This is a genomic window from Streptomyces sp. NPDC060198, from assembly GCF_042728415.1.
Taxonomy (GTDB): Bacteria; Actinomycetota; Actinomycetes; order Streptomycetales; family Streptomycetaceae; genus Streptomyces.
In genome coordinates this window covers 1-7,232 of sequence record NZ_JBHWZJ010000353.1, presented here as the reverse complement: position 1 = coordinate 7,232, position 7,232 = coordinate 1, and the positions used below count along the sequence as shown (strand labels likewise).

At 68.7% G+C, this 7,232-nt stretch carries 6 protein-coding genes; all 6 read right to left on the bottom strand.

Features of this window, described 5'->3' with window-relative positions; genetic code table 11:
- Positions 1 to 67 precede the first annotated feature (67 nt).
- Positions 68 to 2,434, bottom strand: coding sequence for a discoidin domain-containing protein (locus ACFWEP_RS28950; RefSeq protein ID WP_387374363.1), 2,367 nt, complete (start codon positions 2,432 to 2,434; stop codon positions 68 to 70).
- Entirely contained in the window at positions 2,431 to 3,453 is a 1,023-nt protein-coding gene (locus ACFWEP_RS28945) for a peptidyl-prolyl cis-trans isomerase (protein WP_387374361.1), read from the bottom strand. The genes ACFWEP_RS28950 and ACFWEP_RS28945 overlap by 4 nt, the downstream gene beginning before the upstream one ends.
- Positions 3,454 to 3,614: 161 nt before the next feature.
- Entirely contained in the window at positions 3,615 to 5,042 is a 1,428-nt protein-coding gene (locus ACFWEP_RS28940; protein WP_387374358.1) for an alpha-L-fucosidase, read from the bottom strand.
- Complete coding sequence (locus tag ACFWEP_RS28935) at positions 5,039 to 5,218, bottom strand: DUF6903 family protein (protein ID WP_387374356.1); 180 nt, start codon at positions 5,216 to 5,218, stop codon at positions 5,039 to 5,041. The genes ACFWEP_RS28940 and ACFWEP_RS28935 overlap by 4 nt, the downstream gene beginning before the upstream one ends.
- A gap of 55 nt (positions 5,219 to 5,273) precedes the next feature.
- Positions 5,274 to 6,167, bottom strand: a complete 894-nt coding sequence (locus ACFWEP_RS28930; protein ID WP_387374354.1) for a carbohydrate ABC transporter permease — start codon at positions 6,165 to 6,167, stop codon at positions 5,274 to 5,276.
- A gap of 11 nt (positions 6,168 to 6,178) precedes the next feature.
- Entirely contained in the window at positions 6,179 to 7,162 is a 984-nt protein-coding gene (locus tag ACFWEP_RS28925; protein ID WP_387374353.1) for a carbohydrate ABC transporter permease, read from the bottom strand.
- Between the last annotated feature and the right edge of the window lie 70 nt (positions 7,163 to 7,232).

Sequence of the window (7,232 nt, the reverse complement as noted above, 5' to 3'; positions counted from 1 at the left end):
CGCCCGCCCTCGGTGCGTCATCGTCGCGGACCCGGCCGGTTCACCCGCGGGTCCGTGACGACACCGCTCACGCGCCCGCGCGGTAGACCGAGATCTCGGTCAGGCTCGGGGTGTACTGCTCCGTGGCGATCTGGCCGGTGAGGGCCACCCGCAGCTTGGAGCTGGTGACGGTACCGAAGCCCGTCACCGTGAGGTCGTGTCCGACACCCGCGTCACGGGTGGCGAAGGTGACCCAGCCGCCGGTGGCCGCGTCCCAGCGCTGGAGCTCGAAGGACTGCACGCGGGGGTTGGTGCCCGAGTCCGTGTACTCGTCCAGGTAGACCTGGTCGAACGTGGTGTCCGCGCCGAAGTCGACGTCGAGCGTGATCGGGTAGGACGCGTCGTCGGCGGCGGCCCAGCGGGTCGACAGGTTGCCGTCGGTCAGCTTCTCAGCGCCGAGGGAGCCGTTCGCCCCAGGGTGGGTCGAGCTGGCGGTGACGGACTTGCCGAGGGCGAGGTTCACCCTGTTGTCCGCCTCCTCCTCGATGGGGTTCGCGTCGACCGGGTGGGCCACCTTGCGGCCGTGCTTGGACTCGGCGATGCCGATGTCCGGGGCGTCGCCGTAGTAGAGGTGCGTACCGAGGAAGTCCTCGGTGCCCATGTGGGCGTTGTACCGGCCCGCGTCGATCAGCGGCGAGTCCTTGCGCAGCGTGAAGGGCGCGGCGGCCTTGCGTATCTTGTCGACGCCCGCACCGGTGACGTAGTCGGCGGGGTCACCGGTGAACTTCGGGTCGACCCGCAGCCCGTCCGGGTCGGCCGGCTCCTGCGCGGAGTGGGTGCCGGACGCCTCGTAGTAGTCGTTGTTCGAGAACACGGCCTGCCGCAGGGCGCCGGTCCGGCGGTACCACGGGGTCGGGGTGGTCTCGGAGGTGTTGTAGAAGATGTTGTTGAGGAAGTAGACGCGGCTCAGGAACGTCTCGTCGTGGACGGTGTTCAGGTCGGCGCCGTCGTAGACGAAGGTGTTGTTGGTGAAATAGGTCGGCGCGTAGTTCGTCGACAGCATGTTCTTCACGAGCACGCCGTTGTCGTTGACGCTGAGGTTGTAACGCGCCACCGAGTTCGAGCTGTTGCCCATGTAGGCCATCCAGCCCGCGGCGTTGTCGTGCGAGTAGTTGTACTGGTAAGTGACGTTGAAGTTGGTGTACTCCAGGTCCCAGGGGGTGCCGTCGTACTCGTTGTCGGGGCCGCCGTAGACCTCGTTGTACTGCATGGTGGAGTCGGCGCCGGCCCACAGGTAGAGCCCGCAGGAGACCGCGTTGTAGCGCTCCAGGAAGCCGTTGACCTCGTTGTACTCGACCGTCATCCGCTGGGAGTCGGCGAGCTGGAAGGCGCCCTGGCCGATGCTCTTGGCGTAGTTGTGGCCGATGTAGACGTCACGGCTGTACAGGTCGCGGGTGCGCACCCAGAGCTGCTCCCAGCCCTCGTGCCACTTGCCGGCCTCGTCGTACTGACCCGAGTCGGCGCTGTCGGCCGCGAACCAGTTGAACGCGAACTGCACGGCGTGGAGTTCGACGTTCTCGAAGGTGTTGTTCTCGATCCGGACGTCGCTGAAGTGGTATCCGCCGGCCGGGTACGCCTTGTAGCTCTTGCTGCCGAAGACCTGGAAGTCGACCGCACCGTAGTGGATCTTCTGCCAGCTGCTCGGGCCGTCCAGGTTGTGGACGTAGATGTCCGATATGCGGAAGTGGTCCATGACCGTGTCCGCGCCGTCCGGGAACAGGTCGGCGTTGATCGAGACCATGATGCCGTCGCGGACGTAGGTGCCCTTGGTGATGTCCGTCGCGAAGTCGTCGTCGTTGGACAGCTCGACGTTGTCGATGTCCCAGTACTGCTGGTTGCGCAGCACGATGGCGCCGGTCAGACCGACGGTCTGCGGGTTCTTCGTGCCGTCCGCGTTGAACGGGCTGGGCACCTGGCCGTTCGTGGCGATGTAGGGGCGGCCGGCGTGCTTGTCGCCGTACGCCGAGATGGTGATCGGCTTGCCCGCGCTGCCGGAGCCCTTCGGCCACAGCTGCTCGTTCTGCCACTGCTCGCCGGCCTTGAGCAGGATGCGGTCGCCCGGCAGAAACGTCGTCGCGTTCGCCTTGGCCAGGCTGGCCCAGGCGGTCTTCGGCGAGGTGCCGGCCGCGGTGTCGTGGCCGTGCGTGGCGTCGATGTAGTAGTCCTTGCCACCCGTCGCGTTGTGCTTGTTGCCGGGCCAGGACTTGGCCGCGGCGGAAGCAGCGGGGGCGGCGGGGCTCTTCGGTCCGGCCGCGGCGTGCGCGGCCGGGGCGAGCGACCCCACCAGCAGTGCGGCGAGCACGGAGGCGAGGCCGGTGCGAACCGTCCGCGTGGTGAGCCACGGGCGCTTCACCGACGCCTCGTCGGCGGGCAAGCCGATGTCGGCAGGTCTCATTGCTGCACGTCCTTCGCGTTGATGGCGGCCACCGCCGAGCTGTCGACGTGCATCGAGGCGTCGTCGGCCCGGCGCTGGAGGTAGGTGGCGTACTTCTTCTCGACGAGCGACTGGCGGATCCGCTGGGAGTACTCGGTGAACGCCTTGTCCGTGTCGGTCTTCACGCTGTCGAGCTGGTAGTACGTGATCTGGCCGGTGCCCTTGACGGGCGCCGAGACCTCTCCCCGGTCGAGCTCCCCGAGCACGGAGACGAGGTCCTGGTCGTGGGTGCTGAGCCCGGTGGTGCCGCTCCCGCCGTAGGTGGCGGTGGTGAGCTTCGCGTCCGCCACTCCGGTGACGTCCGCGAGGTGCCCCGCGGCATCCACCCGGCGCTGGAGGGCGGCGGCGAAGCCGGCGGGGGCGCCGTCCGGCACCTGGACCACGAGCTGTGTGTACGCGTACGTCGTCGCGTTGGCGCTCCAGGAGTCCGGGTCCGCGTCGAACGCCTTGCGGACCTCGGCGTCGGTGACGTGGAGCGGGTCGCCGGCGTCCTTGCTGAGCAGGTCCTTCAGCTTGGTGGCGAGTTCGGTCAGCCGGTGGGTGTAGTACTCCTCGAGGGAGAAGTCCGTGACCCCGTAGACCGTCTGACCGGCCTCGACAGCCTGGGCGCGGGCCTCGTTCTCCTCGGTGCGCTCGGCGGTGAGGTCCGCGAAGTCCACGGAGTCGACGAGCCCGTGGTCCTGTGCGAGGACGAGGGTCGCCCGGTCCTCGCGGATCTCGTCCAGCGCGCTCGTCTCCAGGCGCTGGAGCGCGCTCTTGGCTCCGGTCTTCGCGTTCCAGCTGAACGGCGAGGCCAGGTGGTAGGTGGTGGTCAGCTCGTTCTGCACGGTGGGGGCGAGCCGCCCCATGTGGAAGAGCAGTTCGTCGCGGGTGACCGGGCGCCCGTCCAGGGTGGCGACCTGTTCCCCGTCCCTACCGCCGGTCGTCGTGACGGCCACGACGACCACCGCGACGAGGGCGAGTACGGCTCCGGTCAGCACGGCGAGGGTCCGCCGCGACGGGCGCCGGGAGGCCGCCGCCGTGCGGGTTGCCGCAGCGGCGCCGCGCGCGGCGGCCGGTTTGCGGGAGCCGGGCCGGCCGGAACCGGGCTTGCGGGTCCCTGCCGGTGGGCGCGGCGCCCGTGTGCGGGGCGCCGCGCCCTTCACGAACCCGCCCCGATCGCCGCCACCCGGGCGACGACGGGGGTGTCCCGGGTCGCGGTGATCTCGAAGACGACCGTGTCGGCCTCTGCGGGCGGGAAGGTGAGGATGCGCTGGTAGCCCACCGCGCTCGTCTCGGCGAGCGTGGTCCACTCGCCTGCCAGGCAGCCCCGGACGACGACGTGCTCGACGCGCTGGCCCTCGGTGATGTCCTCGCCCAGCACGACCGCCTCGATCCTGCGGGGCTCGTCGAAGGTGAGGGTCACGGCGGGGCGGGTGTCGGTGGCGGCCGGGCGCCAGGGCGTTTCCGCCTTGCCGGGCCATGCGGTGGCGACGTCTCCGGGGGTGCCCGAGGTGACCGTCGCGGTCGCCTCGACCCGGCGGGAGCGGAACTCCTCGATGCGCCGGCCGAGACCGCCGAGCGCCGCCACGTCGGCGTCCCGCAGACGGCCGTCGGCTGCCGGGGGGACGTTGAGCAGGAAGCAGGAGTTCCCGCCGACCGACCGCTGGTAGATGGTGAACAGCTCGTCCACCGAGCGGACCTGGGTGTCCTCGGCGGTGTGGTGGAACCAGCCGGGGCGGATCGAGGTGTTGACCTCGGCCGGGTACCAGACCAGGTCCGACTCGTGTCCGGCGAGCGCGGCCCGGCTGCCCAGGTCACGGTCGTCGCTGCGGACGAGGCGGGAGAATTCACCGTCGTCCGCCTGCTGCGAGACGGACGCGGTCCGCTCGGCGTCCTGGAGGGCGCGCGGCACCACGCTCCACTCATCGGGGCGGGTCTCGCCGGCCTCGTTGCCGCACCAGCGGACGTCGGGGCCGCACACGTTGATCACCGCGTCCGGCTGGAGCTCGCGGACCACCGCGTAGTAGCGCTCCCAGTCGTAGGTCTGGCGCTTGCCGTTGGGGCCCTCGCCGTTCGCACCGTCGAGCCACACGGAGAACACGGGGCCGTAGCGGGTGAGCAGTTCGGTGAGCTGGGCGACGTAGAAGTCGTCGTACGCGCTGCCGGAGCCGTAGGACGCCTCGGTGCGGTCCCACGGGGAGAGGTAGACGCCGAACTTCAGGCCGTGCCGGCGGGCCGCGTCGGCGACCTCGGCGACCACGTCACCCGTGCCGCCGCGCCACGGTGAGGAGGCGACCGAGTAGTCGGTGGCGTCGCTCGGCCACATGCAGAAGCCGTCGTGGTGCTTGCAGGTGAGGATGACGCCGGTCATCCCCGCGCTCTTGAGCGAGGCCACCCACTGGTCGGCGTCGAGGTCGGCCGGGTCGAAGAGGGCCGGGGCGTCGTGCCCCTCGCCCCACTCCCGGTCCGTCATCGTGTTCATGCCGAAGTGGATGAAGCCGTAGAACTCCATCTCCTGCCAGGCGAGCTGCCGCGCGCTGGGCCGGATCTCGGAGAGCGCCCGGGCGGGCGTGGCCGCGGCTGTCACTGGTACCTCCGGTTGTACGAGGCGAGCAGGGCCATCAGCCCGGCCAGCGCGAGGAGCATGATGCCGAGGTGTCCCCAGCCGATCGTCTTGCGCTCCACGACGACGAGCGCCACGCAGGCCGCCGCGACGAGCATGCGCACGCCGACGAGCAGCGCCGTCCGCGTCGAGTCCTTCATGTCGGTGTTTCCTTCCGCTGAGGCTGTGGGTCGTGGGCTGTGGTGCCGGGGCCGGTCAGCCCTTGACGCCGCCGGATGCCATGCCCTCGATGAGCCGCTTCTGGATGAAGGCGTAGACGATCAGGACCGGGACGATGACGATGACCATGCCTGCGTACAGGCGTCCGTAGTCCGCCGCCGCCTTCTGCGCCGTGAAAAGGTTGAGCAGGCCGACCTGGACGGTCTTTCCCTCGCCGGGAAGCAGGGTCAGCGAGATGATGAAGTCGTTCCAGTAGGCGAGGAAGTTGAAGAGGATCACGGTGGTGATCGCGGGCCGGGCCATCGGCAGCATGATCCGGGTCATGATCCGGAACCGGGACGCCCCGTCGATCGACGCGGCCTCCTCGTAGGCGACCGGGATGGACCGGAAGTACGCGGTGAGCAGGTAGATCGTGAACGGGATCGAGGTGGCCGCGTAGACGAGGGAGAGGACCGAGGGGTTGTCGAGGAAGAACCCTCCGGGGAAGACGTCGACGAGCGCCTTGTCCCAGTCGACCAGCATCAGGAAGATCGGCACGACGATGTAGTTGACGTTGACGAAGAGCCCGCCGAGCAGGAGGAGTTCGACGAAGCTCTTGCCCTTGAACTCGTACCGGGCGATGACGTACGCCGCCGGCACGGAGACCACGAGGACGAGGACCAGGCCGAGCACGGTGACGAACACCGAGGTCGCGAAGTACTGGCCCATGTGCGCGTCGGTGAACGCGTCGACGTAGTTCTGCAGGCGCAGCCCCTCGGGCAGCGTCCAGGGGCTGCCGAAGAACTCGCTCTTCTTCTTGAGCGAGGCGAGCAGGACCCAGGCGACCGGCACCGCGATGGCGAGCGCGAGGGCGATGACGAGTACGTACGTGAGTACGCGGCCGATCCGCGAACGGGTGGCGGGAGGGCGGGGTGTGTTGATCACGGTCATGGTGTCTGTCCTCAGAACTGAAGGGGTTCGCGCTTGGTCGCCCGGCTCATCAGGAGCGACACGAGGAAGGAGAACGCGAAGATGACGACACCGATGGCCATGCCGTAGCCGTACGAGGAGTTCGTGTACGCCTGCTTGTACATGTAGCTCAGCAGGACCTCGGAGGAGCTGTCGGGACCGCCGCCGGTCATCGCGCGGACCAGCACGAAGCTGAGGTTGACCGCGCTCATGATGAAGAAGGTCAGCGAGGTCCGCAGGTTCTGCCAGATGAGCGGCATCGTGATGGAGAAGAACTGCCGGGAGGCGGAGGCGCCGTCGAGCCCACTGGCCTCGTACAGCTCCTCGGGGATGCTCGACATGCTCGACATGTAGAGGACCATGTAGTAGCCCAGGGACTGCCAGACCATCGCGATGCCGACGGAGTAGAGCACGACCTTCTGGTCGCCGAGCCAGACCTGCTGCCAGCTGTCGAGGGAGACCAGCCGCAGCATGCTGTTGAGCAGACCGTTGTTCTGGTCGTAGATGGCGGAGAAGACCGCCGCGATCACGACCACGGAGAGCACGTTCGGGATGTAGAGGACGAACCGGAGGAAGTTGCGGCTCCGCAGCTTCTGCCGCGTCATGATCGCGGCGAGGAAGAGGCCCATCCCCATCGTCACCACGGTGACCACGACCAGCAGCGTCACCGTGTTCTGGAACGCCCGCACGAACTGGTCGTCGTCGACGAGGTGACGGAAGTTGTCCAGCCCCACGAACTTCATGTCCGGGGAGAAGCCGCTCCAGGTGTAGAGCGACATCCGGAACACGTTCACGGTCGGGTAGACCATGAACACCGCGAAGAGCACCAGTGCCGGAAGCAGGCAGGCGAGCACGAAGCGGGTGTGACCGGACCGGCGCGCCGGGGACGCCTTGCCGCGCCGGGAGTCACCGGCGGACTTCCGCGTCGTCGATACGGGATCCGCTGAGTCTTGGGGTGGGGTGGAGAGGGTCGTCACCGTGCCGGTCCTTCGGTCGTACGAGGCAGTCCTGGGTGGGCCGAGAAGGTCTCTCGGCTGGTGGAGGCGC

Coding starts and splice junctions, on each gene's coding strand:
- ACFWEP_RS28950 (WP_387374363.1), bottom strand. CDS start 2,434: ATGAGACCTGCCGACATCGGCTTGCCCGCCGACGAGGCGTCGGTGAAG.
- ACFWEP_RS28935 (WP_387374356.1), bottom strand. CDS start 5,218: ATGAAGGACTCGACGCGGACGGCGCTGCTCGTCGGCGTGCGCATGCTC.
- ACFWEP_RS28930 (WP_387374354.1), bottom strand. CDS start 6,167: ATGACCGTGATCAACACACCCCGCCCTCCCGCCACCCGTTCGCGGATC.